Origin of the sequence: Microcystis wesenbergii FACHB-1317 (genome assembly GCF_014696875.1) — a bacterium.
Classification (GTDB): Bacteria; Cyanobacteriota; Cyanobacteriia; order Cyanobacteriales; family Microcystaceae; genus Microcystis; species Microcystis wesenbergii_A.
In genome coordinates this window covers 41,572-68,384 of record NZ_JACJQV010000091.1, presented here as the reverse complement: position 1 = coordinate 68,384, position 26,813 = coordinate 41,572, and the positions used below count along the sequence as shown (strand labels likewise).

The following is a 26,813-nucleotide window of genomic DNA, read 5'->3' as shown; positions in this document are numbered from 1 at the left end:
TGGGGTGAGAATTAACTCACCCTTTTTAGTTTTAGCAGTGGGGAATTATTATGAAACTTTTGAGATTATCCTATCAAGATTTATCCTCTGGATTAAGTATAGATTCTTGCAAATTTTTTCCAGATTTGAATTTATTAGTTGGTATCTCAGGTGCAGGAAAAACCTCGATTTTAAAGGCTATTAGTAATTTAAAAAGAATCGCTAACGGTGAGTCTATAAATGGAGTAAAATGGGATGTAGAACTTTTAACCAATGATCATGTTCGTTATCATTGGTTGGGTGAATTTGAGGTTAGAAAAGCTCGTTCTCTCATCAAGATTGAAGAAGATGAAGTCAATAGTAATGACGGCGAAAATAAGGTTAGTATAATTAGGGAAACTCTTTTAAAAGATCAAGAGGTTTTGATCGCAAGAAATCAAGAGGTAATTGAGTTTAAACATTCAAAGACACCAAAACTAGCGTCTTATTTAAGCTGTATAGAGCTTTTCAATCAAGAAGAAGATGTTTTCCCTGTTCGACAGGAATTTAACAAAATGGTTTTCAATCCACTTAAGTTTAATATCTCATCTTCAACATTGGATAAAATCCTTAGAGACTACGAATATACCTCTCTCTCTGAATTACAATCGAGTCAACTTCCTATTTCCGACAAACTACTGATCACTTATAAAAAATATCCCGATACGTTCGAGATAATAAAGAGAAAGTTTTTAGATATTTTCCCTCAAGTTGAAGATTTAAAAATAGAATTTTTAGAACCATCCAAACTAGGTGATCTGTTTGTTTCATCAACTCCAATGGTTTTATTTGAAGGGCCACCTCGCATACAAATAAAAGAAAAAAACTCTCAGGTCTGGATTTTAGACCCAAATATCTCCTCTGGAATGATAAAAAGCCTGATGTTCTTAGCAACGATCAAATTATCTCCTGATGGGAGCGTTATATTAATCGATGAATTTGAAAATAGTTTGGGGGTTAACTGTTTGGACACTTTAACAGAAGATTTATTAGTTAATTATCGAGATTTACAGTTTATTATTACCAGTCATCATCCCTATATAATTAATAATATCAGTCCTGCCTATTGGAAAATAGTCACTCGTAAAGGAGGAGTAATTCAGGTACACAATGCGGCTGATTTTCATATTTCTAAAACTCGACAAAAAGCCTTTATTGATCTTATCAATGTCCTAGAAGAATTTCCCCAAGGAATTAGTTAATCGATGAATATTTATTTTTTAGTTGAAGGAAGAAGTACCGAAAAAAAGCTTTATACTGCCTGGTTAACTTATCTTATTCCCGAATTTAAGCGAGTTGATTTTTACGATCAAGTCAATCACAACAATTACTTTCTGATTAGTGGTAATGGCTACCCCTCGATACTTGATGAGGGAATTCCTAACGCCATCGATAAAATTCAAGAAGTATCCAAATATAACTATCTAGTCATCTGTCTCGATGCTGATGAGGATACTGTCGAAGAAAGAGAACAATATGTTAATGACTTTATCACCAAACATATTACTATCCCCGCACAACTTGAAATCGTGATAATCATTCAAAATCGATGTATTGAAACATGGCTACTAGGCAATCGCACAATATTTAATTCTAAACAACCTTTACAGGGACTTTTAGCTGATTATGTTCAACACTATGATGTTTACGAAAATGATCCCGAACTAATGGGTAGATTTAATTGCAGAAATCATGCCGATTTTCATTTTGCTTATCTAAAGTCTATTTTTGAAGCTAAAAAGTTGTCTTATTCTAAAAAATTTCCTGGGGTAGCTCAAGAACAATACTATCTTAATCAATTAAAAAAGCGTATCGATAAAACTGAACACTTAAAAACCTTTCAGAAATTTATTAATTTTTGTGATAATATTCGCCAAAATTTCCGATAAATTGATCTGTGGTGCTTCTGCCAAGGATGAAATATAAGCTGATCTGGCATCGTCTCCTGACTAATAGCTGATTGAGAATACAAGACTATGACAAGGCTTTTGTCCTAGAAATTTCTAGGTCGGCAGATTTTTGTAGTATTGTAGTATAATGGTAACTCCAGAAAAACAATCCTAAAAGTTCCGTCAGTCTCTTCAGTTAGCAGTTACCAGATAGAAGTTAAAAATTGGCAATTTACTTGATGTTATGGCTTCCTTACGCGATATTCTCAGTTACTATCGCAATTATCAAAAAGCCGCCTTTTTGAGTATTGCTGCATCCAGTGTATTTGAAATTATCGATCTGATGGTTCCCTACGCTGTCGGACAGATTCTTAATGTTCTTTCTGATCAACCTTTAGATGGATTCGTGCAATCTTTAGTCGATCGCACCATGATTTTAACTCCTTTTGCCTCAGAAAAGTGGGTTAGTTTGGCAGTATTATTAGGCTTAATTTTCCTAACCACGGTAATTAAAGCACCAATTCAGCCTTGGCTGGGTGCATGGTTTCACTGGGAAATATCCTTAAGAGCGCGACGAGATCATCTCAAAAAAATTATTGCCAAAATTCTCACCTTACCCCTATCTTTTTATGATGAAAATAATCCAGGACGCATCGCTAACCGGATCGCCAAAGGGATAGAAAATCATACTTGGACTTATCCTGAAGTGGCGGGAATGATGATCCCAAAACTGTTTAGAGTTTTGGGTATTTTTATTGTTATTTGGGTAATTCAATGGCAAATAGCCCTCGCTTTTGTTATTTCTTTTGTATTAATTCTAGCTTTTATTGTCAGAGATTTAAAAGATTTAATGCAAAAAGAAAGAATTCTCGATCGGCACATCGAAAATACCCAAAGTCGCAATTCTGAGATTATTACTAATATCAAAACTGTCAAAGCTTTTGCCACAGAAGGACAGGAATTATATCGTCAAAAACAGCGTTTAGAGAGAGAATTTACCTACGTTATCTATCGCATTCATAAGGGTTATGTGGACTTAATTACTTGGGAAAAAACCCTCGTCCAAGCTAGTTTATTTGGAGTATTTTTCTTTACTCTCCTAGCCACCGTTCAACAGAAAATCTCGATCGGGCATTTTATCACCACCTATACCCTGGCTAGTATGGCCTATGCGGAATTAGATCCCCTATCCCAAATGGCAGAAACTTTTGCCCGTCGCTATGCTTCTATGGCACGTCTAAACGAATTTATCAACTTGCCTAGTGGTACTGATTCCGGTAGTCTTTTAGCCGATCATGCCCAACACAATCCCTATCGTTTTACAGGGAAAGTAGAATTAAGTAATCTCAGCTTTGGCTATAGTGCTGAAAGAACCATTCTCAAGGATATTAATCTGCTGATTGAACCCTATCAAACTGTGGCATTAGTGGGAAAATCTGGTTCAGGAAAATCCACTTTAGTTAAGTTACTTTTCCGCTATTTTGAACCGAATCAAGGGCAAATTCTGATGGATGGCGAGGATATTCGTCGCTTGGATGTGACTTGGTATCGGCGACGGTTAGCGATTGTCCATCAAGAAGTAGATGTTTTTAATGGTACGGTGTTAGAAAATCTCACCTACGCTAATCCCCATATTAGCTTCGAGAAGGTAGAAGAAGCCTGTAAAATTGCCCGTGTCGATGAATTTATTCAGGAATTACCTAATGGTTATTCCACTATTGTAGGGGAAAGGGGCGTGCGTCTTTCGGGGGGACAAAGACAGCGTTTAGGAATTGCTAGGGCGTTAATTGTTGATCCAGATGTGTTAGTTTTTGATGAGGCCACTTCTAGCTTAGATTATGAGTCAGAAAGAGCCATTCAACTAGCCATGAAATCAATACTAGGCACTCGCACCACGATTATTATCGCCCACCGTCTCAGTACCGTTCGAGAAGCTGATCAAATTGTCGTCTTGGATAATGGTCGCATTGTCGAGATCGGTAGCCATGACCAATTATTAAATCAGCAGGGAATCTATCAACGTCTCCACTCTTTACAAGAAAGCGGTGAACTGGTTTAGTCTTAAAATATACTTTGCACGGTTATAACTTGCATTGTTTACTCAAAGACAACGCCAATTCAAGTCTGAATTGGCGCTTCATGCCGATAATTTCCCCATATTAATTGCTGGAGTGATTAACAACTTCAGGGACAATCTCTAATTCTTGTTCACCAATTACAGGTAAATGATTTTTCTGTAAACCCATAGCAGTTAAACAAGTATTGAGAGAGTTTATCGCTTGGTTATAATCCTCAATTTTTTGGTTAATTTCTTCCTGTTTGCGGGCATTATTAGCAATTTTTTCCGCCGCTTCCTGTTCTAAAGTTTGTTCCAGATAAGAACGAGCTTGATTGAACTGTTGTAGAATAGTATCCGCTTGTTTTTTTGCCATTGGTATCAATTGATTTTTCAGAGTATTATTAACGGTTTGGCGGAAGTTTTTCTGAATTGTCGCTGATACTTTTGGCTCAAAATCTAACTTAAGTAATTGACGGATAGCAGGTTCGGCAGCAAGAATACTTTCACAGTCATAACCTTGGGCAGTTTGTTGCACAGTTTGCCGAAATTGAAAGATCGAAAAAGTGCCTTCGTTGTAAAAATTATGATTTTCTCGTACATAGCGATCGCACTCTGTTCTCGCTTGGGAAACTAAGGCATGAATTAACTGGCATTCTATCTGTTTTAGCTGATTTTCTATGCCACCATCGTTACCCAATAAACGATAGATTTGTCGATAATAATCACCTTGTCTTACCGCATCTAAAAGACGCTGACAAAAGCGACTAATTAAACTGGTTGACTCCTCAATTAACACATCTTCTAGCTGGTTAGACAGATAATAAAAAGCTTCTACTAATACTGCTAATAAAGGTGCTGTAGCATTGCGAGGATGGGTTAAAGTCGCTTGCGAGTAAGCATTTTTGACAGAAAAAGTATTTAATAACTCATCCAATCTTGATACCATTCTCGCTTTCAGTTTATTAAAGTCTTCCTCAAAGTTTTCATCGCTATTAACCACGACAGCATTGACATAACCATCGATATGTTTAGTTAATTTCTCTCCCACTTCCTTTAACTCTTGATTGAGGTGATTTAACTCCAGAGCTTTCATCGCCTCAATTTCTCGTGGTTGACTTTCTAAATCACTATAAATACCTTGATAATGATTTTTGATAGTAATGCAGAGAGATTGTAAATCATCAGCTAAAGTTGCAAACAATTGCGGACGTTTTTCCTCCGTGAGATAACGAGTAATTGCCCGGCGAAATTCTTCGATACCGCTATCAGCAATTAACTGCTCTAGTAAAGGAGTTCCCCACTCACTTAAAACTCGGAAGTAATTTTTATTAGGAGTTTCATAACCGTGGATGGAAACTTTAAAGGGAGTTGCCAGTAATTTACTGGAGTTGACACAATAGTTATTAAACTCGCTGACAAATTGCGGTGTTTCTTCTTGTCCTCCTAAATTTTTCACACTTTCGGCAAAGATAGAATCTAAACCATAACGCTGATTAATATTGGTTTGATTTTTCACCTGATACCCATAAAACCCTAAAAGTCCGCTGGTTTTGTAAATGCGGGAAGTATCACGAAATTGCGTTTGAATCAGGTTTTCTAAACGCTGTTTTAGTTGGGCTGAGTACCAGGTTTCATCAATGCGGTTAAAAACATAAAAAACTCGATCACGAATACCAGCATTAGAGCGAATTTTTTCGAGTAATTCCGTTTCTTCTGTGGCTAATTCTCCCGCAGAAGCAGCCTTTAAAACACAAACCACTGCCGAAGTATCAGGATGCTCTATTTTACGATAGGCTAAGACGGCATCTTTTTTGACTGGGGCATCAATACCAGGCAAATCTACCAAAACGTTACCATCTTTAAGGAGAGGATGATGACAGTAATATTCTAGACGTTTTAAGACGGCACTATTACTACCACGACGGGCAAAACTAGCGGCTTCTGCTAAATTAGAAAAGTGAAATTGTTCCATGGAATAGGTGGCATTATGCAGCGTATGGATCTGCTCACGATTTTGAGTAAATCCTTCAATTAATAATTTTAAACCCTGAGCTTGTTTAGCTCGCTCGGATTTGCCTTCTCCCCCTTCCTGTTCGATAATTTTTTGACAGTATTGGTTTAACTGACTACAGTATTCGGGAGAATTAATGTTACTGGGATTAGTTAATTGCAGATTTTGACAGACGGTATCGACTAAAGTACGAATTTCTGCTTCGCTAAGAAAGGTTAAAACCACTCTTTCCTCATCAGCTTCTGCGTACTCAATATAACATTCTGTACCCGTTGCGTGTCCTTCGGCACTATACAGCAATTCTCGCTCTAAAAGTGCATTGATTAACATTGATTTCCCGGCACTAAAAGCACCGGCGAAAACGATTTCAAATTTGGGAGAAATGGCTTTTTGTAGGGCAATTTCTATCTTGCTGGTATCCTGTTGATTGCGGAGAGAGGATTCGCCTTTGAATAGTTCAATTATACTGTTAACATTACCAGCCAGATTACTGCATTGGGGTAAAAGTTCAGTCATGGTAAAACCCAGATCTAGAAGAACAGTGCTATTGTTCCCCAGATTATAACAAAATTCACTAACTAGATGTCAGATCTTTGGTCAGCGATTTAAGCAATCAAGGACAAAGTCATCGTCTTCAATCTAAAATCAGGATTGATTATAATCAATTTAGTACATACCGATTTCCGAGAACCTCCTTAGGTAAAAATTCTCTCCTGACTTGAAAGAGGGTGTAGGGTGCGGGGTGTGGGGTGTAGGGAAGGAAACCTCTTTCATCTGTGGGGGTGAAAATTTTTTCATCAGGACTGACTCCTCCTGAATACTAGGATAATGATAATTATGTGGATAAAAATGGCAATAGATCAATTGAGATTAAAAAAAATTCAGCCCATGGGACAGTTAGTATTTTTGTTAGGAACAGTTTTTCTTTTGGGGGGTTGTCATTCTCTCAATGTTATCCAAAATCGTCCCCAACCCTTGCCCCAAGATCAATATATTCAAGTCTATTTTAATCATAATCAAGCCCTGGGTTCAAATTATACTGATCCCTATCGCCAAATTAATCGTCCAGGGGATAATTTAGAACAGATTATTATTGATAATATCAACTCGGCAAAAAGTTCGATCGACCTAGCGGTGCAAGAGTTACGTTTACCCGCCATTGCTCAAGCTTTGGTTGCTCGTCAGCACCAGGGAATTAAAGTTAGGGTTATCCTCGAAAATATTTACAATCAACCTATTAATAGTTTAGCCAAAAACCGAGAACAATCAAGCGATCGAGAACAGGAACGTTATCAAAACCTTTTTGATTTAGTTGATATAAATCGAGATGGTAAATTAAGTCCAGAGGAAATCGCCCAAAGAGATGCAATTACTATCCTCAAAAAAGCTGGTATTCCCCTAATTGATGATAGTGCAGATCGCTCAAAAGGTAGTGGTTTAATGCACCATAAATTCATGGTTATTGATAATTACACTACTTTAATCAGTTCAGCTAACTATACCTTAAGTGATATTCATGGAGACTTTTCTAATCCCCAAACTGTCGGGAATGCTAATCACTTATTAGTCATTACTAATCCCCCACTAGCTAGAGTTTTTCAAAGAGAATTTAATCTGATGTGGGGAAGGGAAGATCGTCCTAGATTTGGGTTAGATAAACCCCAAAGAAAACCGCAAACAATTCCTATCGGTAATAGTAGTCTGACGGTAAAATTTTCCCCCGATTCTGCCACTTATCCTTGGGCAATTACTAGCAATGGTCTGATCGGTGAAACTTTAAATAAAGCTAAAAAATCCGTGAATTTAGCCCTGTTTGTCCTGACGGAACAGCCTTTAGCTAATATTCTCGCTCAACGACATCAAAAAGGGATAGAAATTAAAGCTTTAATTGATCCTAGTTTTGCCTTCCGATACTATAGCGAAGGATTAGATTTATTAGGAGTTGCTCTCAGTAATAAATGTCGTTATGAACCAGATAATCAGCCTTGGCAAAACCCAATTAATACCCTAGGAGTTCCCGCTCTAGTTCCGGGAGATAAATTACACCATAAATTCGGTTTAATCGATGATAAAATTGTGATTACTGGTTCTCATAATTGGTCAAAAGCTGCTAACCATCAAAACGATGAAGCTTTAGTTATTATCGATAATCCCACCGTTGCCGCTCATTTCGATCGAGAATTTCAATATCTTTACCGTACCGCTAAATTAGGACTGCCGGAAACTATTAAAAATCGGATCGAACGGGATAGAAAAAACTGCCCCCAATCTGCAACAATTAAAAGCGATCGCTTAATTAATTGGTAGTGATCCGATAGTAGTGGCGTAGCTCTCTTGCTTATCTAGCCTGAGTTGTGTAGAATATTGACTAATAAAAATAATTACCCGACAAATGTCAAGAATTTGCTTTTTATGATTGCTGTTTTTATCAATATCTTCTCTTGGATCATTAAATTTTGGTTGGATTGCGATGAAGATTTAGAACAGAATCTTCTAACAAAAGATTGACAAGCTTCAATATTTCGTTGTCCTAAATGTGGTTCTTGCCATACCATCAAAAATGGTTCTACACATAATGGCAAACCGAAACGTAAGGGTAAAGATTGTGGTCAACCGTTGGTAATTAATCCTAGTAATAAAACCGTCTCTAACGAAACCCAAAAATTAATAGCTCTACTGCTGCTAGAAAGAATTTCTCTGGGAGGTATTGCTAGAGTAACTGGAGTGAGTTGGTCATGGTTACAAAACTATGTTAATAATAAATTTAGCCAAGTCCCTCGCCAGGTACAGGTAACAGACAAACCTAAAGGCAAATTAATCATAGAATGTGATGAGTTATTTACCTGTTCGGACCTCGGCGTGAGCTTTTGTCGAACGCAAAAGCTCACGGCCGAAGCCTGAGAGAAGCCGAAGGGTGGTCATTCGTATTTTGTCAGAAAATCAAGGTATATATTTGGTTAGCTATCGATAGAACTACCCGAGAAATAATTGGTGGTTATTTAGGAGATAGAAGCCGTGAATCAGCTAAAAAGCTCTGGAAAAGTCTTCCAGGAGTTGATCGACAATGTGCTGTTGCTTACACAGACTTTTGGGAGTCATATAAGACAGTAATTCCTCGTAAACGTCATCGGGCAGTAGGTAAAGAAACTGGTCAAACTAATCCTATTGAAAGATTAAATAATACCTTTCGACAAAGGATTCCTCGGCTGGTGAGAGAGAGTCTATCTTTCTCTAAAAAAATGGAGAATCATGTTGGGGAGCCCTTTGGTATTTTATCCATGACTACAATGCACAGCAAAGCAAAGGATTAAGCCGCCATCACTACTACCGAATCACCACCAGGGCTTAAACTTCTAGAGGTGCGAGAATGAATTGATCATAAGCGATAGATTAATCCCTGTAATATCCCCAATGGAGAGATGAGAAGGAAAATTTCCCTAGAGTCTTTCCATCAGGGGGATTACATGAATAAATTCTCAATAAAATCAACACAATATCAGAGCAAGAGCCTCTAAAAATCTAGCAAATTATCGCAGTTATCTCGGCCGTCGGCTTTTTTTGATCACTTGCCAAAAACCCCACCTTCTCCTGCAAACTAACGCCGCCTCAACAAATTTTTCATCTCTACCCAGATAGAAAGTTGACCACCTAGACTAGCGGGATGAGTGAAAATTCCTTGACGGGGACTGAATAAAAAGGCCAACATAAATAGGGTAAAAGCGACAAGCACGATCGCCGGTCCAGAGGGTAAATTCCAGTAATAACTTAAATACATCCCACTGATACTAGAAATAATACCCACACCCACACCTAAACCCATGACTTGATGAAGACGGGTAACTAAAAGATAGGCAGTGGCTGCGGGGGTAATCAAGAGGGACAAAACGAGGATTACTCCCACCGCTTGGAGACTAGCAACGATTGTCAGACCGATCAGGAGCATTAAGCCTAAATCTAATAAATTTACCGGTAAACCCGCCGCTTGCGCCCCGATTTTGTCGAAAGTGTAGAATAATAGTTCTTTATACAGGAGCAAAACGGTTAATAAAACGATAACGGCAATAATTAGGGTATCGCGGATGTCGGCAGCAGTAACACCGAGAATATTCCCGAAGAGAAAGTGATTAAGGTCAATTTTGTTGTTTTTTTGGATGAGAGTGATCAGGGTGATGCCAAGGGCAAAAAAAGCCGAGAAAACGATACCCATGGCCGCATCTTCTTTGATTGGGGAACGATTACGGATCAGGTTAATCAGTAGGGTACTGACCATTGAGGCTAGTAAAGCACCCAGTAGAAGATTAAAATTACCAATAAAAGCGATCGCTAATCCGGGTAAGACCGAGTGACTGATGGCATCGCCCAAGAGGGCCAAACGTTGTACCATCAGGTAGGTTCCCACCACCGCACAAATGATCCCGACGATGATAGCTTCAATTAGGGATCTCTGCATGAAACTATACTGTAAGGGTTCGATTAATCCTGTTAATAGATTGTTGCCCATGAATCTGCCTTGGGGTTAAATTTTTCTGATTCTCGATCGAGGTTTTGCTCCTAGGATCTATCTTCTAAATCGGGGGAGAAGATAGGTTAGGATTAGGATTAATTGTAAGTTTTTTCGCTCCTAACTGCCGCCATGGATACCCCCGTTCTTTCCTCAACTTTTTTTCTGACTCTCCTGCTCATGGTGGGATTATTCTTTTTTATTCGCGGTTCCGTCAAGGAGCGTATCGAACAGCGTGTCTATCTTACCAGTACCAGTGACGACCAACTATTAGAACAACTGCGAGATTATTTTGACCGACGTTCCTATCAAGTCAAGGCGATCGAACCCGAACAGAATATTGTCAGATTACAGGGTTTTGTGCCGCCTAGCCCCTTTCTAGCGATATTTTTGACAATTTTAGCGGCCTTGGGTTTATTTTGCTTCTCACTGGTGTTATCGGTGTTATTTCCCGATACTAATCCCTATATTTTTGCTCTTGTGGGTTTATCTCCCCTCGCGGGTGTTTTCTATTGGCAAAAAGTCGGCCGTTTAGAAGAAGTGGCTTTTAAAGTAGAAAGCAAATCTCAGCAAACGGAATTAACTGTCAAAGCCCATCGAGACGAGTTAAGACAACTACAAGATAGTTTAACCTTTCTAGAAAGACAATAAGCTTTTTATGTCCTACGAGCGCCTAATTTATCTGGCCGATACCGATGCGGCCGGTGTGGTTTACTTTGCCCATCTTCTCTCGATCTGTCATGAAGCCTACGAGTTTTCTTTAGCACAATTTGGCATCAATATCAAGGATTTTTTCAAAGATTCTCCGGTTGCCCTACCGATTACTCAAGCGGAAATCCAGTTTTTTCGTCCCCTTTTTTGTGGTGATCGCATACAAATTGATTTCACTGCCCGATCCCTGAGCGAAAACGAGTTTCAATTGCATTATAAAATTTATTTGGCTGAAATCATGGTCGGAAAAGCGAAAACCCGTCATGTGTGCATCGCTCCCACCAATAGACAAAGAATCCCTTTTCCGGAATCTTTAAAAAATTGGTTAGGATATTTATCAACCCTAGAGGATACTGGTATTTAAGAGATGATTTGGGCAGATTTAACGATGATTTTAACGAGGGATTGGTGGCACAATGCCTGGCAATTATTTAACCTCAGTACCGGAAGAATTATCTGGAATTCTTTTCTAGCTTTTATCCCCTTTATCCTCAGCTTTTGGCTATTTCGTACTACCCTCGATCGTTCCCTACTTTGGTGGTTAATTCTCTTAGTTTTTGTGCTTTTTTTACCCAATGCTCCCTATATTATCACCGATAGCATTCATTTAATCTTTTATGTTCAGCAGGATTACGCCAAAAGTTTAATTTTTTTAGTTTTAATTCCCCAGTATAGTATCTTTATTTTTATTGGCTTTCAGCTATACGTTCTCTCCTTACTTAATTTAAAAAGTTATTGTCAGCAAAGTCAGCTAAATTCAGCAGTTTTACCCCTAGAAATAACTCTCCATTTTTTAAGTGCGATCGGTATCTATTTAGGGCGTTTTCTCCGACTGAATAGTTGGCACTTAATCACTCAACCGCAGCAAGTCGTCTGGAGTTTGCAGAATTTACTGACTAAAAAACCTTTGATCTTCATCTCTGTCTGTTTTTTAATTATTTGGCTACTATACGAGATCAATAAAAGACTTTACAATCGATTTTTTGGTTACAATTAACGCCTATCGGGAATTTCGACCCTCTCCTAGTCCCTTTCGGATTGATTAAAAGATAGTAGGAAGACAGAGATCAATTTGCCGCACCGATATTATGATCATGATCAATATTTTTTCTCTCTCATCCCCATGACAAGCACTGATCAATCTCAACCCCTGCCTAGGGATGACTATTTTCACTACCAAAATTGTTGGTATCCTGTGTTATTTGTGCAGGATTGGCAAAAAAATCCCTACTCTTTCTCTCTTTATGGGCAACCATTGCTAATATTTCGCGATCAGCAGGGAAAATGGGGCTGTTTGCTCGATCGCTGTCCCCACCGCTTGGCGAAACTCTCCACCGGACAGATGATCGCTGGGCGTTTAGAATGTTTGTACCATGGTTGGCAGTTCGAGACGGATGGAAAATGTTCCCATATTCCGCAACTGCCAGTTAATACCCCGATTCCTCGCAATGCCAAGGTTAAATCCTATCGGGTGGTGGAACTTCAGGGAGTCCTCTGGGTTTGGTTAGGAGAAGAGGAAACAGGGAAAGAAAGCGATATTCCTATCATCAAAGACCTAGAAGACCCCAATTGCGTCCATACCGATTATGTCATCGATTTTCCCTACGAACAGGGCTATTTACTCGAAAATCTCCTCGATCCCGCCCATGTTAATATTAGCCATGATCGCAGCGAATTCGGGGCAAAACGGGAAAATGCTCAACCGTTAGCCTTCCAAATCCTCGAAATCTCGGCGCGGGGAATTCGCAGTCAGTGGCGCAATAGCCGCAATCCGCAGGAAAGCTGGAAATATCTGGATTTTATAGCCCCTAATCTCGTTCATTATCGTTTTTCTGTCCCTAATCCCCATTGGTATGCTGGATTGGCTTTATACGGGATTTCTCTCGGTCAAGGTCGTTCTCGCTTACTGGTGCGACGTTACCAAAATTTTGCCGTTAACTCCCGTCAATACCGTTGGCGCTGGTTGGAACATCTGCGTCAAAGTCGCATCCTCGAAGATGATCTACCTTTAATTCAAAGTCAGCAGCAAATGGTGGAAAAGTCAAGAGATAGTTTACAAAAATTATACTTACCCTTAAAAAGTTCCGATGCCTTGGTGATTGAGTTACGTCAATGGTTCGATCGCTATGGGGACTCTTTCCCCTACTATCAAGGCTACACCAGTCGGCGGACAACGGCGATCGATTTATCCGATCCTTTACCCCTCGATCGCTATTCTCGTCACACTGTCCACTGTCGCACCTGTAGCGATGCCCATGAAAAAATGGTAAAAACTAAACAAATGGCGATTTTAATGGGGATATTATTAGCTTTACTGGCAATTTTATCCCCAAATCAGTCTATCTATCAAATTACTGCCCTTATTTTCGCAATTTTGGCTTTAGCAATAGCGATCGCTGCCAATTACACCCGCACAAAATTTGAACGCACCTATGAGAAAAAAGCCCATACCAAACTACACTGATAAGTAGTCGTGCAAAATTAATTTCCTAGTGAAGATAGGCAAGAGGCAAGAGGCAAGAGGTGGTTAGAGATGTGGAATTAATTCTACTTAGGTACTTAACTAAGATTTCTACTACAAAAATCTGCCTAAATCGAATTCCGTTGTGGCAGTAATTTCTCGAAAACGTTCTTGACTGATAATTAACAATAATCTTTCAGTATAATCCACCGCACCGCGCAATTCTCGTTCTAATCTTGCTAAACCAGCGTTGGCATATTCCTCGAAAAGTGTCACTCGCAAAGCTTCCGAATCTACCCCGTGGGGAGAAAGAATTTTTGTGTCTTGGAATTCATTGACTGCCAATAATTTGATTAGGGTATCGTAGCCACGAGAAATAAAAATTTCTAGGTTAATAGGTGAGGGTTCCTTCGCTACATTTTCTATCGCCACCCTCTCTTGATATCTTACCCCTAAAGCCGCCGCAAAAGCGATGACATCAGCATAGGTTTGAAAGGGTCCAATTCCCTGATTAAAATTAACTAAGGACTGGACAAATTCCCCTTTATCTCTAGCAATACGCACTCGATGAATGGACATATTTACCAAGTAAAAAGTAAAAAAGTTTACAAAATTCAGGAGATAGCATCTATCAGTATATATGAACTATTTTATCTATCCCCTATCCGCTATAACTGCTTTAAGGATAAGTTTTAATTAGTCCTTTAGCTTGGTAAACATGAAATTGTTCGATGGCGACACCACCGCGCTTGATCGGAATGACAGCTACTTTAGTTATATCTTGGAAATAGGGACGGTAGCGATCGATTATTTCCGGTCTTTCTAGAGAACTATTTGTAGTAATTAATAAACCATTTTTACCGATCCATTCTTGAGGATTAAACCAAATTTGATAACCCCTTTGATCATTGTTAAAACAGGTGACGGGAATAGGAACTAGGGGATAAAGAGCCATATCTAGCCATGCTGTCACATAAAAATTATGGGTAAAAACGAAGCTAGACTCTTTTAAGAGCGCTAATAATTTGGGCGAATTAGCAAAGCCTTGGCGCAGTTGATCGATATCGACAATTTCCCGAGAAGGGTCCTGTTCTGGGGCAATAATTCCCCCAAAGATTGCGTATTGACTAGGTTTTTGGAAAGTGCCAAAAGTAACGTGAAGCATTGCTATAGATAAAACAGTAACGATAAAAATTCCCGATCCCCATAACCATCTTTTTACCCAGATTCGAGAAGATTGCTGCCAAGTATTGGCCTTTTCTCCTAATAAAATTGTGCAGGACCAGAACCCCGGTAAAATCCAACTAGGGGCGAGATAATGGGAAGCCCCCACATAAAGCATTCCCAGGATTAAAGGCAGAGAAACCGAGAGAATTAACCATTTTTTGAGTGATTCTTCATCTCGATGAAAAAATCTTTTTTTCGAGAGAAAGTTAGGAATTTGTTCGCCAAAACTTTTAAATGTCACCCACCACATCGGCAGACCAAAAGGAGGAAACATCGTGGCGATACTAATGCCAACAACCGAGAGAATACCAAGAATATTAAAGGTTTTGGCTTCTCCAGAAAAACGGTCCTCTAAATGAAAGCGAAAGGAAATCCAATCATGGTTAATATTCCAGTAGATAATTGGCAATAAAGTTATCAAAAAGAGAATAAATCCTAATCCCAACCAGGGGGATCTAAATACAGGCCAATAGCGGGGAGTGGTCAGACAAAATAAAACTAAACCAAAGCCCAAAATAAAGCCGTGATATTTACTTAAAACCGCCAATCCTACGGCAAGTCCAATATAAGCGAGACGATAGCTAGGATGATAGTTTTTTTCCCGAATTGGCCAGAATTCTTGGGCAGCTAAATAGACTGTTAATGACCAAAAAAAGATTAAAGGACTATCTGGCTGCGAGAGAATCCCGAAGACAATCCCATAGATGGGGATGAGAGTGGCGATCGCTAAAGTCATTCTGGCGACCGGCAAACTGAACAATTTTAAAGCCGTCAGATATAGCAAACAGAGGCTGCCAGTATAGAGGAGGAGAGTACCGAAGCGAATGGTAAATTGATTGACTAATCCCGTGATCCAAGTCCCAAAACCCGTGGAAATCGCTACTATTGGCGGATGATCGAAATAACTCCAATCTAGATTATGGCTGTAAACGTAATAATAGGCTTCATCGTACCCGGGATAAAGCCCCAGGGCGATGATGATTCTAAACAGGAGTCCACCGATGAGCAGATAAACGGCAATGCGATCGCTAATTATTTTCGTCAAAATTCTTACCTCATTTCATCGCTAAAACTGATGTTAGAGACGGGAGATTTTTGGGGTTGCCAGATTCGAGATTTGTGCATCTATGGCAAGATTAGATTTAAATGTGATCTTTAGTTACTATATCACCAACTCTGTCATCTCTTAGCCCTTGGCTATCAACAAACTCTCCCTAGGCGTTGCTGATTCGAGATATGAAAGAGGATTAAGGGAACGGGGAACTTAGATAAAAGTGATGTTAATTAAAGAACTTTTGCCCCCATCAAAGCAATAATAATCAGGGCAATACCTTATAACGGTAAATCACGACGCTGACTTTCTTGCTCAAGAGCCTCTATTATCCATGAGGGAAACTCAAAGGCAATTGTTTGTTCCTCGGAATTAGAACGTTTAATTTTAGTTAAATCCAAGTATTCGATGATATTTTCTCCAGCATCAAATTTGCGGTCAAAATCTTCAGCTTTCATAAATTTCTACCTCTTCAGGTCTAGTTCATCTCCGGGGCTGCATCTCAATTTTGTCGAAATATCTATAGGACATTTTGGGTGCAGGCAGTTCGATCAACTCACTGGCCACTAGGCGCTCCTACCATAATATTATGGTAGTGACTGTATCGGCAAGAGTCATAGTATAATTAAACCAAGAAATTTGGGGATTCCCTTGCTGCTGTTATCAGTGAGCAGTGAACAGTAAACAGTAATCAGTAGTTTTCACCTCACACTGTCCACTTAAAACTGCAATCTGATCACTGATAACTGAAATCCCCAACACCCGACACCCTAATTTATTGATTTAATAAAACCGACCACTGCTGCAGGAGATAAAAACTATGTGTATTCTCGGTTTTGATCCGGGTAAGGATAAATGTGGGATCGCGGTTAGGTCATCGACAGGGAAAATTTATACCCATGAGGTGATAGCATCGTCACAAGCGATCGAGCGTTTAGCCAGTCTCTGTCAACAATATCCGATCGAATTATTGGTGATGGGGAACCAAACCACCTCAAAAAGTTGGCGCCAAAAAATTGCCGCTCGTGTCACCATCCCAATTACTCTAGTGGATGAACGCAATAGTACCCTAGAAGCTCGCGATCGCTATTGGCTGATGTTTCCCCCCAAAGGATTACAGAAACTCATCCCCCAGGGGATGCGTCTTCCCGATCGCCCCATTGATGATATAGTGGCGATTCTACTGATCGAACGTCATTTACAGTCCAAATAATGTCACACTACAAATTAGACACAGCAGGGTGGATAGACGATGCTCCTAAGTAAAGGTTTTGAAGTGGAAATGTACACCGGAACGGCAGCCGGAGAAATTATCGGTTTATCCGATCGCATTGTCAAGGATTTAGATGGTTTTGTCCGGGAACCGGATAGTCGTAACGTAGAATATACCACGGCTCCCATGACTAACTATGACCGTCTTTTATGCGCTACTTTAAAACCTCGTCTCGCTCTACGGCAATATTTGCGTCGTTTAGGCGATTATACCCTAATCCCTGGCAGTACCCTCTCCTTGGGCGATAGTCAACATTTTTATCGCAGTGACCCCCACAATCCCTATCATGACTATATCGAACAGACCTACGGCACTAATGTAGTCACGGCCAGTATTCATATTAACGTCGGTATTAGCGATTATGAGGATTTAATGCGTGCCTGTCGCTTAATTCGCCTAGAAGCTCCTTTATACTTGGCTTTAAGTGCTTCTTCTCCCTTTCTCGACGGTAAAATCACCGGTTCCCATTCCCGTCGTTGGCAAGTTTTCCCCCAAACTCCCGCTTATGTTCCCCTCTTTGAAAGTCATAAACATTTTGTCACTTGGACTGAGGAACAATTAAAACTCGGTACGATGCAGAATGTTCGTCATCTCTGGGTGTCGGTACGTCCTAACGGTAGCAATCGTCCCTATAATCTCAATCGTCTAGAATTGCGAATTTGTGACCTGATTGCTGATCCTATTAGTTTATTAGCAGTTATGGCTTTTTTAGAGGCCCGTTTAACTCAACTTTTACAGAATCCCCAATTAGATCCCCTAATTTTAAGTCAATTACCTAGTAGTAATCGCAGTGAGGATTTATTAACTTTAACCCAGGAAAACGAACAGGCAGCCGCGCGTTTTAGTCTTGATGCCACCCTGAAACATTGGTACGATGGCCGGGAAATCTTAGCTAGGGATTGGATTAAAGACCTCTATGTTCAAGTTTATCCCGTCGCTAAAGCAAGGGGTTTTAGTTGTTTCCTCTCTCCCCTACAAAAAATCCTCCGCGAAGGTAACACCGCACAACAATGGTTAAAACAATCCGACCAGGGGATGGATGTTAAAAGTATTATCAAACAGGCGATTATCACCCTAGAAAAACAGGAACGAGAGTTAGAACATAAATTATGTCAGCACATTCTAGTCGCTTAAATAATTATTTTAAGGCCATGGTAATCAAACCCTGTTGACCGAGAAGAATTTCCCGCAGTAGCGTACAAATTCCCACCCAAATAATTGGAGAAATATCAACTCCTCCCAAGGGTGGTATCAGTTTACGCACGGGGATTAAAAAAGGTTCCGTTGGCCAGGCAATAATATTAAAGGGAAAGCTATTTAAATCTACCTGTGGATTCCAAGTCAGCACGATCCGTAAGATAAACAAAAGGGTCATCAACCCTAAGATAATTCCCAATGTCCAACTTAATGCGATCGCTGTGTCCATAGTCTCCAATCCCGTCTTTTTTACTGATTATCTTCCCTAAAATATAACAGTTTTTGTCTCATAATCACTCCAGCACCCTGCCAGTTATTCTTGTCAACCCCCCGGGTAAAAATGCCGCCAGAAAAAGTTCCAATAGGGCTTGACAAACCAGCTAGACTTGACTTATACTTTTATTATAATGGGAGTCCGTGTCGCCCTGCGACCCCCCTTTTTCAGGCCAGATAACGACCATCTTTTCCTGACCGCAGAAGTAACTTAAAGATGACAGAATTTCGCATCGAGAAAGACAGCATGGGAGAAATTCCCGTACCTGCCGATAAACTTTGGGGAGCGCAGACCCAAAGATCCCTACAATACTTTAGTATCGGTGATAATCTCATACCCCGGGAGATGATCCGGTCCTATGCCATTCTCAAAAAAGCCTGTGCAATTGTCAATCAGCAAAAAAATCGTCTCAGTCAGGAGAGAAAAAACCTAATCTGTCAAGTCTGCGATGAAATTTTAGCCGGACAACACGCAGATAACTTTCCCCTCTACGTTTGGATGACGGGAAGTGGCACTCAATTTAACATGAACATCAACGAAGTCATCTCCAATCGTTGTAGTCAACTGACGGGGAATCCTCTGGGGAGCAAAACTCCCGTCGATCCCAACGATCATGTTAATATGTCCCAATCGACTAATGATTCCTTTCCCTCGGCCATGTATATTGCCGTTGCCTTGGCAGTCAAGGAAAAATTAATTCCCAGTCTGCAACTATTACGGAATAGTCTCGATGAAAAGGCGCAATTATGGGCAAATATAGTTAAAATTGGTCGGACTCACCTACAGGATGCCACTCCTTTAACCCTCGGACAAGAGTTCTCCGGTTATGTGGGTTTATTAGATGATGGCAGCGATTGGCTAGAAAAATGTCTAGAAAAAGTCTATCGTTTATCCTTGGGAGGAACAGCAGTGGGTACAGGAATTAATGCTCCCCCAGATTTTGATCGAGATGTGGCTGCCGAAATCGCTAATCTGACCAAATTACCCTTTATTACCGCTCCTAATAAGTTTACCGTGCAAGGTTCCCATGATGCTCTGGTTTTCTTGAGCGGGGGACTGAAAACTATCGCTAGTTCCCTGTATAAAATTGCTAATGATATCCGTTTACTTAGCTGTGGTCCCCGTTGTGGATTAGGAGAATTACAGCTGCCGGAAAATGAACCGGGTTCTTCAATTATGCCGGGGAAAGTTAATCCCACCCAATGCGAAGCTTTATCGATGATAGCAGTGCAGGTTATGGCTAATGATTTAGCGGTGACGATGGGAGGCGCCGGAGGACATCTGGAAATGAATGTCTATAAACCGCTGTTGATTCATAATCTCATGCAGTCTATCCGGCTGCTCACGGATGGTTGCGCTAATTTCTGTCAGTTTTTGGTTAAGGGGATGACTGCTAATCAAAAACAAATTGAGACTTTTTTAAATCAATCCTTGATGCTGGTGACTGCTTTAAGTCCCGTGATTGGCTACCAAAAGGCTGCCTACGTCGCTCATTATGCCCTAGAAAAGGACTTAACTCTGAAAGTGGCAGCCTTGCAACTGGGATACATCAAGGAAGCGGATTTTGATCGCATTGTTGACCCCGCTAAGATGGTCAATCCCTACGTTGCCGATGGTTAATTCTCTGAGGGGTTGACTGCTGTAAAAATCAGAGGTCGCAGGCAGGCACGGATTCCCATTATATATATAAGTATAAGGCAAGCGGCGGGATTTGTCAAGCCCCGCCGGTGAAAATTTCTCCTAAACTTGGCTAATGATAGCGAAGAAAACAAACAGAAAAATCATAAATGCTGCTGCCATGGGGAAGAAGGATTTAGGAAGATTAATAACTTTCTCCAGTTTCAGGAAACCCACCAGAAAATAAGCGGCGATTGCTAGGAGAATCGGGATAACCACGCGCAAGATTGTGCCAAGGGGACCAGAGAAAAACTCACCGATTTTATAGCGGGTTGTATTTTCTTCTGCGTGAGGAGGAATAGTTACACTTGTCCAAGTTTCTCCCCCATCGGTGGAACGAAAAACTGTAGTTTTAGCGCCACCAAAACCGAATAAAGTTTTATCTTGAGCGTAATTAGGAGAAAACTGAACAGAGATCCCAGAGGAAGGGATACTATGAATTTTCACTAGGGGTATTTTAGGATCACCAATTGATTTAAAAGTTTCCCCGCCATCGGTAGATTTAAACAAACCATCTCCCTGTAAACTAACCATTACCGTGCGATCATTAGCGTAATCAGGAGAGATAGCAATGGTTTCTACTGAGGTATTGGGATTAAACCCTGGTTTTTCTAATTTTGTCCAACTTTTAGCCCCATCTTTGCTGACAAACAAACCGGAAATTGTCCCAGCAAAAATAGTTCCATCACTGGGATAATTGGGAGACATTGCCAACTGCACATTAGAGGTTTTTGATAGGGGGGTTCCTTGGCTGACATTTTGCCAAGTTAGTCCACCATCAACACTTTGATAAATACCCTCTTTTCCCGTGACAAACAAAGTTTTATCCTTAGCAAAATCAGGGGAAGCTACCATGGCAGGGGCATAATTACCAAAAATTCTGCCCACTTCACTGATATTTTTAACTGTATTTCCTCCATCGGTAGAACGAAATATTCTACCCTGCTGATTGGTGAGAAAAAGAGTTTTATCCTTGGCAAAATCTGGGGAAGGAACTATCCTCGGACCGCGGACTCCTTCATCGATTTCGATAATTTTCCAGAAATCACCACTGTTATCGGATTTGGCAAATTTATTGCGTAAAAACCCCGCAAAAATAGTTCTATCTTCTCCATAGTTAGGAGAAAAGGCAATGTCAAAGAAACGCCGGGGATCTTGTCCTGATTCTTCGGGATCTTTACCAAGTCGATAAACCTCTAAACCGCGATTAATTGGTGTCCAAGTTTCCCCTTTATCCCGACTGATGAAGATATTGCCTACATAATTAGCCATGACGACAGTGGCATCCTCGGCATAATTAGGAGAAACCGCCATGGCGATAACTGTTCCCCGGGCTAAAGTTTCTATTTCCTGCCATTGTTTGCCCCTATCCGTGGTTTTAAATAAGCCATTAAATCCCCCCAAAAACATCGTATCTTCAACGACTTTTAAATCCATAAAGTGGGGAACATTATAATCATCAGCCTGTTTATCTTTGGTTAAACCCGCGCTCATTTTTGTCCAACTTTTGCCCCCATCCTGAGAAACATACATTCCGTCATACCAAGTAATGGCATAAAGGGTGGAGTTTTGGGCATATTCGGGAGAAATAACGATGTCTTCGATGATTTTATCCTTAATTCCTTCGTTAACGGCTTGGAAGGTTTTACCATCATCAACGGTTTTAAAAATACCTGCTTCTTTTGTACCGACAAAAAAGGTTTTATCCCTGTCTAGATTAGGAGAAAAAGCAATTGTATCCACTGCCCCCACATTAGCGGGTAAGGGGAGATTCTGCCAAGTTTTCCCCCCATCGGAGGAAGTGTATAATTTACCCTGTTCATCCCCGAAAAAAATTCGCCCGGGATTGTTGGGAGTAATAGCTAGAGAAGTTATCAGTGCCGTGGTGGGGAAAATATTTGACCAATTTTTACCGCCATCTTCGGTTAAATAAACCCCTTTTTCTAATCCCACTGCCACTGCTATATTGGCATCGGAAGGGGCAATTTGTACGAAGTTAATAAAGTTAGTTTCTAAACCCTGATTAACTTTCTGCCAAGATTCCCCCGCATCTTCACTTTTATAAATGCCATCGGATCTTGAAGCTAAATAGAGAATATTTTTATTGAGGGGAGATAGGGATAGGGAACTTAATTCCCCCGTATAATCTAAACCTTGAATTAATCTTGTCCAGTTGCTACCTCCGTCGCTAGACTTATAAAAGTTATTTCGCACCAAGATATATACTGTATTATCTGTCTGGAAATCGAGAGAAACTTCCACTTGACTAATTACATCATGGGGACGATGGGCAAAAGCAGGATTACTCCAAAGACAAAAAACTGTAGCGATTATCAATAAAATGAGATTAAACTTGTGGGCGAATCTCAGCAAACTTTGGCGATTAATCATACTTAAACTGCTAATATCAAGGATAAAAATTGACCTAATCTAGCAAAGGGCGATCGGGATTTAACCAAGGGTTCTGTAAGAGTATAGACGAAAATGGCGATTATAACCATTACTAAAATCAGGCTTATTTGCTATCAGCATAGATTAGAACCAATCTCTACACTTTGATTGTTGTAAAGACTCATTGCCTTTTGTAACCCTTGTTTGAGACCAAGTTCGATCGCTTTTCTGGACAAGTCTAACACTTTCAAGATCACTTCGTTTTCTTGGGGGGTGAATCGGCCTAAAACGTGGGAAATTGTCGCTTTTTCGGTTGATTTACCGATTCCTATGCGTAAACGAGCGAATTTTTCCGTGCCAACGTGGGCAATCATCGATTTAATACCGTTGTGTCCGCCCGCCGATCCCGATAGACGGATTCTCAACCGGCCTAGGGGCAGATCCATATCATCGTAAATGACTAAAATCGACTCTGGCTCTAGTTTATACCAGTCCAGCACCGATCGCACCGATTGCCCGGAGCGATTCATATAGGTTTGGGGTTTCAAAAGACGAATTTTGCCCGGGAGAGGACCGTCACCCTCGGCGATAAAACCTTGAAATCGCTTGTTTTCCTGCCAAGATAACCCCCAATCCCGCGCTAATGAGTCCACAGCTTCAAAACCGATATTATGACGGGTGCGATCATATTTGGGTTCGGGATTACCCAAACCGATAATTAGCCGAGGAATGATTAAATTAGGGGTTTTATCGGAATTCATAGGGAGAAATCGGGTTTTTAACCAGGACCCGATTCTTATTATCACCGAATTAGCACTCCGAGCGCCGGAACAAAGTTTCTAGATAAACCTTGGCACAGCTATTTTGCTCCTCAAAATTCATCCTTTCGGGGGATTGACAATTAAGTAGAAAAAATGATAAAGCCGCCGTAAACACACCATCTTGATCCCAACCGGGGTGAGTTTCTAGGTATTGTTGTAGGGATTGGTGGAGAATTTCGGGGATTTCTGCCAAGATACTGACTGATGTATTCATATCGTTTACCTCTGATCGGAAGTGGGGAAATCCCTGACTCGTGTAGTGGACAGTAAGGACTATTGTCAGCCAAGTTGGAGGGAGTTGCAATATTACCAGATGTAAAGGAATGCTTTAGAAAAACTTAACATTTACGAGGGAATAAGGTTTAGAGCCAGATTTTATTTACTTAACTTAACAGTAACTCAGTATCTACCGATGGGGATTTTGACAATCAAGATTAATTTTTTCTGGAAGCAATGCCGATTCTATCGCTGTTGCCTGTGGAAAAGTCTGGGTAAACTGTGGAAAACTTGGGAGTGAATGGGGAAATACTGGGGAATGTATGGGGGAAAACATCGGGGAAAAATAAGATTTGCAAATTTTAGTCAGCAGTGATGCCAAATTAATTTTCATCTTTGAGATAGGCACTCTTGTCAGAGTACCTTTTCTAGCTCAATGCTGGCTGCTATGCTTTTACCACCAATACGGAACAGGTAGCTTCTGCCACCACGAGACTACTAACAGAATCTTCGATCACCCGTTGAACTCCCGTTAATCCCCGGCTGCCGATCACGATCAGATCAGCTTGATAGATATTAGCTAAACGAATAATTTCCTCCGCCGGATCACCAAAGATGACCTCGATTTCACTAGGGGTAGCAATCTGGGATTGATAGCAGCGCAATTGATCTTCAATGATCTCACGGGAGGGGTGAGGGCGATCCACTGCCGATTCATCTCCCTCCTTACTGAGAATATGGGTGAGTATAATGCAAGAATTTGCCGTTAGAGAAAGGGAATTCAAAGTATGGAGTACTCGATGGGATGATTCCCCACAATCCAAGGCAACAACGATATTTTTAAACATTTTGACTAAATCCTACCGCTAAATAAATTTCCAATTAAGATTCCAAGGCAAAAAATCTATAGACAATTTTATAGGTTATTGCGATCGGTTAGGATTTCATAACCTGTGGCGGTTACTAGGACAGTATGCTCAAATTGAGCGGAGAGAGCATTATCCATCGTCACCACCGTCCAACGATCGCGTAAAGTTCTGGTATGTTTAGATCCCCCATTGACAATTGGTTCAATTGCCAGAGTCATCCCGGCGCGGAGTTTGACATTGGGTAACTCATTAGTGCGAAAATTAAATACCGAGGGTTCTTCGTGGAGATTTCTGCCGACTCCATGGCCGGTAAAATCTTCTACCACCTGGAAACCGTTAGCTTGAACGTGATCTTCAATTGCTCCTGCAATATCGAGCAGATAATTGCCAGCTTTTACCTGATTTATGCCTTTATATAAAGCTTCTTCCGCCACGCGGATTAATTTTTCGGCTTTGGGAGAGACGGAACCGATAGCGATCGTGATACAGGAATCCCCATGATAACCTTGGTAGTAGGCCCCCGTATCTACCTTTAACACAGAACCGGCTTTGAGGCGTTTTTTCGGGCTAGGGATACCGTGAACGACTTCGTTATCGACGGAGGCACAAATCGAGGCAGGAAAGCCATAATAACCTTTAAAACTGGGAGTAGCACCCATTTCGCGGATACGTTTTTCCGCATAGACATCCAGATCCGCCGTCGTCATCCCGGGTTGAGCGATCTCGGCAATTTCCTTGAGGACTGTGGCGGCAATTTTACCCGCTTGTCGCATAATAACGATTTCTGCGGCGGATTTGGTCTCGATTCCCCGGCGGCTTTTCTGTACTCGCGGTGAACCTACTTGCTCTGGGGTTTTAGTTTCGGGAAAAAGCAGCTTGGTTAGGATGTTCATGGAAAGTTGGCTGTCGAGTCTTTACTTAACTTAGCATTTTCCCGGCGATCGATGACTGCTCTGGGGAAATCAAGGAGCATCTAGAAAAGCTATAGTAGGAAAAAGGCTATTGTTCCGGCGAGGTGACAATTTATGGCAGTCAAAAAAGAGTTTTCCAGTTTTCAGGAACTGTTGCAAACCACTAATCTCCCCGTGTTAGTGGATTTCTATGCCACTTGGTGCGGTCCTTGTCAAATGATGGCTCCGATTCTAGAACAAACGGGAATGTATTTCAAAAATCGCCTACAAATTGTCAAAATTGATACAGACAAATATCCCAATTTAGCCACTAAGTACGGTATTCAAGCTTTACCGACTTTAGTAGTCTTTAAAAATGGTCAACCGATCGATCGAATCGAGGGAGTGGTGCAGGTTAACCAACTGGTTCAACATTTACAAACTCTGTTGTAAGATAATTTTGAACCAGAACTAGGAGTTAGTGTCATGGCAAAGGCGATTTGGAATGGTGCAGTGGTAGCGGAAAGCGATAACTGCGAAATTGTCGAGGGGAACTACTATTTTCCCCCCGATACCATCAAAGCTGAATATTTTCAACCCAGTAACACCCATACCATTTGTTCTTGGAAAGGAGAGGCTAGTTATTATACTCTCAGGGTAGATGGACAGGACAATAAAGATGCCGCTTGGTATTATCCCGATCCTAAACCAAAAGCCCAAAATATTAAAGGATATATCGCTTTTTGGCGAGGTGTGCAGGTTGAGAAATGATCGCCATCTACCCCGGCAGCTTCGATCCAGTTACACTCGGTCATTTAGATATTATCGAACGCAGTGTGCCACTATTCGAGCGAGTAATCGTGGCAGTTCTCTGCAATCCCCATAAAAACCCCCTGTTTACCGTCGAAAAACGCATAGAACAGATCAGTTACTGTACAAAACACCTGAAAAACGTTGAAATAGACAGTTTTTCAGGATTAACAGTTGAATATGCCAGATTAAAAGGGGCTAAGGTGCTGTTGCGGGGGTTGCGGGTTCTCTCAGACTTTGAAAAAGAACTGCAAATGGCACATACCAATAAAACCCTCTGGGAAGGAATCGAAACGGTTTTTTTGGCCACCACGAAAGAATATAGTTTTTTAAGTAGTAGCGTGGTTAAAGAAATCGCTCAATTCGGTGGCTCTGTCACCCATCTAGTCCCAGAAAACGTTTCTAGAGATATTTACTCATACTATAGTTAACATACTAGAATACAGGAATGAGGACGATCTGAACCT

24 protein-coding genes and 2 pseudogenes are annotated in these 26,813 nt (G+C 40.7%); 15 read left to right on the top strand and 11 right to left on the bottom strand.

Translation table 11 applies throughout. The features are described from left to right. The first annotated feature begins 50 nt into the window (after positions 1-50). The 3 genes from H6F92_RS05810 to H6F92_RS05800 all read left to right on the top strand — a co-directional run bounded on the left by H6F92_RS05810 (position 51) and on the right by H6F92_RS05800 (position 3,966). The gene (locus H6F92_RS05810) at positions 51-1,220 is read left to right on the top strand and encodes an AAA family ATPase (protein WP_190357114.1); all 1,170 of its coding nucleotides are present in this window, start codon (positions 51-53) and stop codon (positions 1,218-1,220) included. A 3-nt stretch (positions 1,221-1,223) separates the two neighbouring features. After that, positions 1,224-1,907: a hypothetical protein gene (locus H6F92_RS05805; protein ID WP_159293526.1), complete on the top strand. Its 684-nt coding sequence runs from the start codon at positions 1,224-1,226 to the stop codon at positions 1,905-1,907. Between the two features lie 244 nt (positions 1,908-2,151). Continuing rightward, complete coding sequence (locus H6F92_RS05800) at positions 2,152-3,966, top strand: ABC transporter ATP-binding protein (RefSeq protein WP_190357113.1); 1,815 nt, start codon at positions 2,152-2,154, stop codon at positions 3,964-3,966. A gap of 100 nt (positions 3,967-4,066) precedes the next feature. Here the strand turns inward: H6F92_RS05800 and H6F92_RS05795 are convergent, their stop codons facing one another. After that, the gene (locus H6F92_RS05795) at positions 4,067-6,493 is read right to left on the bottom strand and encodes a dynamin-like GTPase family protein (RefSeq protein ID WP_190357112.1); all 2,427 of its coding nucleotides are present in this window, start codon (positions 6,491-6,493) and stop codon (positions 4,067-4,069) included. 321 nt (positions 6,494-6,814) lie between these two features. Between H6F92_RS05795 and H6F92_RS05790 the strand changes: the two are divergent. Then, positions 6,815-8,278: pseudogene (locus H6F92_RS05790) on the top strand (phospholipase D-like domain-containing protein); the annotation flags it as partial. 216 nt (positions 8,279-8,494) lie between these two features. Next, positions 8,495-9,326, top strand: a pseudogene (locus H6F92_RS05785) (IS1 family transposase). A 246-nt stretch (positions 9,327-9,572) separates the two neighbouring features. Here the strand turns inward: H6F92_RS05785 and H6F92_RS05780 are convergent. Next, positions 9,573-10,478, bottom strand: a complete 906-nt coding sequence (locus H6F92_RS05780; protein ID WP_002732770.1) for a metal ABC transporter permease — start codon at positions 10,476-10,478, stop codon at positions 9,573-9,575. Positions 10,479-10,610: 132 nt separating this feature from the next. Here H6F92_RS05780 and H6F92_RS05775 point away from each other — a divergent pair, with 132 nt between their 5' ends. From H6F92_RS05775 to H6F92_RS05760, 4 genes are all read left to right on the top strand, one after another. Next, the gene (locus H6F92_RS05775) at positions 10,611-11,129 is read left to right on the top strand and encodes a cofactor assembly of complex C subunit B (RefSeq protein ID WP_002734244.1); all 519 of its coding nucleotides are present in this window, start codon (positions 10,611-10,613) and stop codon (positions 11,127-11,129) included. 7 nt (positions 11,130-11,136) lie between these two features. Further along, complete coding sequence (locus tag H6F92_RS05770) at positions 11,137-11,553, top strand: acyl-CoA thioesterase (protein WP_190357111.1); 417 nt, start codon at positions 11,137-11,139, stop codon at positions 11,551-11,553. A gap of 3 nt (positions 11,554-11,556) precedes the next feature. Next, the gene (locus H6F92_RS05765; RefSeq protein WP_190357110.1) at positions 11,557-12,186 is read left to right on the top strand and encodes a DUF1361 domain-containing protein; all 630 of its coding nucleotides are present in this window, start codon (positions 11,557-11,559) and stop codon (positions 12,184-12,186) included. Positions 12,187-12,312: 126 nt separating this feature from the next. Beyond that, positions 12,313-13,653, top strand: a complete 1,341-nt coding sequence (locus H6F92_RS05760) for an aromatic ring-hydroxylating dioxygenase subunit alpha (RefSeq protein ID WP_190357109.1) — start codon at positions 12,313-12,315, stop codon at positions 13,651-13,653. A gap of 111 nt (positions 13,654-13,764) precedes the next feature. On the opposite strand, the gene H6F92_RS05755 is transcribed toward H6F92_RS05760, so the two are convergent. The 3 genes from H6F92_RS05755 to brnA form a co-directional block, all read right to left on the bottom strand. Beyond that, positions 13,765-14,229, bottom strand: coding sequence for a DNA phosphorothioation-associated protein 4 (locus tag H6F92_RS05755; RefSeq protein ID WP_190357108.1), 465 nt, complete (start codon positions 14,227-14,229; stop codon positions 13,765-13,767). A 100-nt stretch (positions 14,230-14,329) separates the two neighbouring features. Then, entirely contained in the window at positions 14,330-15,922 is a 1,593-nt protein-coding gene (locus H6F92_RS05750; protein WP_190357107.1) for an ArnT family glycosyltransferase, read from the bottom strand. A gap of 287 nt (positions 15,923-16,209) precedes the next feature. Then, on the bottom strand, positions 16,210-16,386 hold the full coding sequence (gene brnA / locus H6F92_RS05745; protein WP_190357106.1) for a type II toxin-antitoxin system BrnA family antitoxin: 177 nt from the start codon (positions 16,384-16,386) through the stop codon (positions 16,210-16,212). A 362-nt stretch (positions 16,387-16,748) separates the two neighbouring features. Between brnA and H6F92_RS05740 the strand changes: the two genes are divergently transcribed. Both H6F92_RS05740 and gshA read left to right on the top strand, forming a co-directional pair. Next, positions 16,749-17,141: a pre-16S rRNA-processing nuclease YqgF gene (locus H6F92_RS05740; protein ID WP_002765340.1), complete on the top strand. Its 393-nt coding sequence runs from the start codon at positions 16,749-16,751 to the stop codon at positions 17,139-17,141. Between the two features lie 39 nt (positions 17,142-17,180). Further along, the gene (gshA, locus tag H6F92_RS05735; protein WP_190357105.1) at positions 17,181-18,335 is read left to right on the top strand and encodes a glutamate--cysteine ligase; all 1,155 of its coding nucleotides are present in this window, start codon (positions 17,181-17,183) and stop codon (positions 18,333-18,335) included. A gap of 4 nt (positions 18,336-18,339) precedes the next feature. On the opposite strand, the gene H6F92_RS05730 is transcribed toward gshA, so the two are convergent. Next, positions 18,340-18,627 (bottom strand): YggT family protein, encoded by a 288-nt coding sequence (locus tag H6F92_RS05730; protein WP_002750032.1) that lies wholly within the window; start codon positions 18,625-18,627, stop codon positions 18,340-18,342. A 261-nt stretch (positions 18,628-18,888) separates the two neighbouring features. Here H6F92_RS05730 and fumC point away from each other — a divergent pair, with 261 nt between their 5' ends. Continuing rightward, a complete protein-coding gene (fumC, locus tag H6F92_RS05725; protein ID WP_190357104.1) occupies positions 18,889-20,292 on the top strand; it encodes a class II fumarate hydratase in 1,404 nt (467 codons plus the stop codon). 120 nt (positions 20,293-20,412) lie between these two features. Here the strand turns inward: fumC and H6F92_RS05720 are convergent, their stop codons facing one another. The 5 genes from H6F92_RS05720 to map form a co-directional block, all read right to left on the bottom strand. Beyond that, a complete protein-coding gene (locus H6F92_RS05720) occupies positions 20,413-22,740 on the bottom strand; it encodes a WD40/YVTN/BNR-like repeat-containing protein (RefSeq protein ID WP_190357103.1) in 2,328 nt (775 codons plus the stop codon). A 134-nt stretch (positions 22,741-22,874) separates the two neighbouring features. Next, positions 22,875-23,501, bottom strand: coding sequence for an aminoacyl-tRNA hydrolase (gene pth / locus H6F92_RS05715; RefSeq protein ID WP_190357102.1), 627 nt, complete (start codon positions 23,499-23,501; stop codon positions 22,875-22,877). A gap of 49 nt (positions 23,502-23,550) precedes the next feature. Further along, on the bottom strand, positions 23,551-23,775 hold the full coding sequence (locus H6F92_RS05710) for a DUF2811 domain-containing protein (RefSeq protein WP_190357101.1): 225 nt from the start codon (positions 23,773-23,775) through the stop codon (positions 23,551-23,553). A 448-nt stretch (positions 23,776-24,223) separates the two neighbouring features. Next, positions 24,224-24,625 (bottom strand): universal stress protein, encoded by a 402-nt coding sequence (locus tag H6F92_RS05705; protein ID WP_190357100.1) that lies wholly within the window; start codon positions 24,623-24,625, stop codon positions 24,224-24,226. Between the two features lie 68 nt (positions 24,626-24,693). Then, positions 24,694-25,539 carry a type I methionyl aminopeptidase gene (gene map / locus H6F92_RS05700; RefSeq protein ID WP_190357099.1) on the bottom strand — a complete coding sequence of 282 codons (846 nt, stop codon included), beginning with the start codon at positions 25,537-25,539 and terminating at the stop codon, positions 24,694-24,696. Between the two features lie 132 nt (positions 25,540-25,671). Between map and trxA the strand changes: the two genes are divergently transcribed. The 3 genes from trxA to coaD are packed head-to-tail and all read left to right on the top strand — an operon-like array spanning position 25,672 to position 26,777. Further along, the gene (gene trxA / locus H6F92_RS05695; RefSeq protein ID WP_002765348.1) at positions 25,672-25,989 is read left to right on the top strand and encodes a thioredoxin; all 318 of its coding nucleotides are present in this window, start codon (positions 25,672-25,674) and stop codon (positions 25,987-25,989) included. Positions 25,990-26,022: 33 nt separating this feature from the next. Then, positions 26,023-26,307, top strand: a complete 285-nt coding sequence (locus H6F92_RS05690) for a DUF427 domain-containing protein (RefSeq protein WP_002750041.1) — start codon at positions 26,023-26,025, stop codon at positions 26,305-26,307. Beyond that, on the top strand, positions 26,304-26,777 hold the full coding sequence (coaD, locus tag H6F92_RS05685; protein ID WP_002758057.1) for a pantetheine-phosphate adenylyltransferase: 474 nt from the start codon (positions 26,304-26,306) through the stop codon (positions 26,775-26,777). The genes H6F92_RS05690 and coaD overlap by 4 nt, the downstream gene beginning before the upstream one ends. The last annotated feature ends 36 nt before the right edge of the window (positions 26,778-26,813 follow it).

Excerpts from the sequence above, each read along its gene's own strand:
- H6F92_RS05775 (WP_002734244.1), top strand. The coding sequence starts at position 10,611 with ATGGATACCCCCGTTCTTTCCTCAACTTTTTTTCTGACTCTCCTGCTC.
- H6F92_RS05770 (WP_190357111.1), top strand. The coding sequence starts at position 11,137 with ATGTCCTACGAGCGCCTAATTTATCTGGCCGATACCGATGCGGCCGGT.
- H6F92_RS05740 (WP_002765340.1), top strand. The coding sequence starts at position 16,749 with ATGTGTATTCTCGGTTTTGATCCGGGTAAGGATAAATGTGGGATCGCG.
- trxA (WP_002765348.1), top strand. The coding sequence starts at position 25,672 with ATGGCAGTCAAAAAAGAGTTTTCCAGTTTTCAGGAACTGTTGCAAACC.
- H6F92_RS05805 (WP_159293526.1), top strand. The coding sequence starts at position 1,224 with ATGAATATTTATTTTTTAGTTGAAGGAAGAAGTACCGAAAAAAAGCTT.
- H6F92_RS05800 (WP_190357113.1), top strand. The coding sequence starts at position 2,152 with ATGGCTTCCTTACGCGATATTCTCAGTTACTATCGCAATTATCAAAAA.
- H6F92_RS05720 (WP_190357103.1), bottom strand. The coding sequence starts at position 22,740 with ATGATTAATCGCCAAAGTTTGCTGAGATTCGCCCACAAGTTTAATCTC.
- H6F92_RS05710 (WP_190357101.1), bottom strand. The coding sequence starts at position 23,775 with ATGAATACATCAGTCAGTATCTTGGCAGAAATCCCCGAAATTCTCCAC.
- H6F92_RS05780 (WP_002732770.1), bottom strand. The coding sequence starts at position 10,478 with ATGGGCAACAATCTATTAACAGGATTAATCGAACCCTTACAGTATAGT.
- H6F92_RS05755 (WP_190357108.1), bottom strand. The coding sequence starts at position 14,229 with ATGTCCATTCATCGAGTGCGTATTGCTAGAGATAAAGGGGAATTTGTC.
- H6F92_RS05810 (WP_190357114.1), top strand. The coding sequence starts at position 51 with ATGAAACTTTTGAGATTATCCTATCAAGATTTATCCTCTGGATTAAGT.
- H6F92_RS05765 (WP_190357110.1), top strand. The coding sequence starts at position 11,557 with ATGATTTGGGCAGATTTAACGATGATTTTAACGAGGGATTGGTGGCAC.
- fumC (WP_190357104.1), top strand. The coding sequence starts at position 18,889 with ATGACAGAATTTCGCATCGAGAAAGACAGCATGGGAGAAATTCCCGTA.
- gshA (WP_190357105.1), top strand. The coding sequence starts at position 17,181 with ATGCTCCTAAGTAAAGGTTTTGAAGTGGAAATGTACACCGGAACGGCA.
- H6F92_RS05730 (WP_002750032.1), bottom strand. The coding sequence starts at position 18,627 with ATGGACACAGCGATCGCATTAAGTTGGACATTGGGAATTATCTTAGGG.
- map (WP_190357099.1), bottom strand. The coding sequence starts at position 25,539 with ATGAACATCCTAACCAAGCTGCTTTTTCCCGAAACTAAAACCCCAGAG.
- pth (WP_190357102.1), bottom strand. The coding sequence starts at position 23,501 with ATGAATTCCGATAAAACCCCTAATTTAATCATTCCTCGGCTAATTATC.
- H6F92_RS05795 (WP_190357112.1), bottom strand. The coding sequence starts at position 6,493 with ATGACTGAACTTTTACCCCAATGCAGTAATCTGGCTGGTAATGTTAAC.
- brnA (WP_190357106.1), bottom strand. The coding sequence starts at position 16,386 with ATGAAAGCTGAAGATTTTGACCGCAAATTTGATGCTGGAGAAAATATC.
- coaD (WP_002758057.1), top strand. The coding sequence starts at position 26,304 with ATGATCGCCATCTACCCCGGCAGCTTCGATCCAGTTACACTCGGTCAT.
- H6F92_RS05690 (WP_002750041.1), top strand. The coding sequence starts at position 26,023 with ATGGCAAAGGCGATTTGGAATGGTGCAGTGGTAGCGGAAAGCGATAAC.
- H6F92_RS05760 (WP_190357109.1), top strand. The coding sequence starts at position 12,313 with ATGACAAGCACTGATCAATCTCAACCCCTGCCTAGGGATGACTATTTT.
- H6F92_RS05705 (WP_190357100.1), bottom strand. The coding sequence starts at position 24,625 with ATGTTTAAAAATATCGTTGTTGCCTTGGATTGTGGGGAATCATCCCAT.